At 64.5% G+C, this 913-nt stretch carries 1 protein-coding gene; it reads left to right on the top strand.

Annotated features, from left to right (window positions below):
* Positions 1–236 precede the first annotated feature (236 nt).
* Positions 237–913, top strand: a 677-nt coding sequence (locus AC1DU6_RS33135; RefSeq protein ID WP_477862555.1) for an ABC transporter substrate-binding protein, incomplete at its 3' end; no start/stop codon positions are given.

Here is a 913-nt window from a genome sequence, read left to right as displayed (position 1 = left end):
CCGTGCAGGCTCTTTGGAGCTGGTTCTAACTGGTATGCATCCAGTTTGCGACTGCTACCACCTCTTGAATACCACTTTGCCACCAGTGATTTCGGCGTCACCGGTGGAAACCCGGGGTTCGGGTGACAAAACGTTGCTGTCTCGGGTTGGGAGCCTTCGTCTGAAGTTGCCCTAGGGTTTGTGCTGCTGGGGCGTTGCACCCGCTCGAAGCACAATCTTGAAAGCGCTTTCAAACCATGTCCGGCTCCCATTCCTTCCCCCGTCGCCACCTGCTCGCGGCCGCACTTGGCGGCGCTGCCGGCCTGAGCCACGCCAAGGAGCAGTCGCCACTGACCGTGGCCGCATTCCCACTGGTCGACGTCATCGCCAAGGATGTGCTCAAGGGCTGGAACCAGCGTCACCCCGAGATCCGCACCGAGGTCATCAGCCGCCAGTACGACGACCACCACACGGCGATGACGACAGCGCTATCGACCTCCGGCCACTTGCCCGACGTCATCGCGCTGGAGACGAGCTACCTCGGTCGCTTCTCGCTGGGCACGGGGCTGGAGGATTTGTCGGCGCCGGCCTTTGGCGCCGAGCGCTTCAAGGACCGCTTCGTGTCCTTCGCCATCGAGACGGCGCGCAACCGCGAGGGCGCCATCGTCGCGCTGCCGACCGACATCGGCCCGGGCTCGCTGTTCTATCGCACCGACCTGCTCGCTCAGGCCGGGTTGAAGGAAGCCGACCTGACGCAGTCCTGGGAGTCTTACGTTGACGCCGGCCTGCAGCTCAAGGCCAAGACCGGCGCCTATCTGATCGGCGACGTGCGCCTGCTCAAGGACATCATCGTGCGCGGCGGCACGCCGCCAGGCGAAGGTCAGTTCTTCGACAACCAGGGTCGGGCGCAGATCACGTCGCCGCGCTTCGTGCG

Source organism: Roseateles sp. P5_B10, from assembly GCF_056400485.1.
This window is presented reverse-complemented; position numbering and strand designations above follow the sequence as displayed.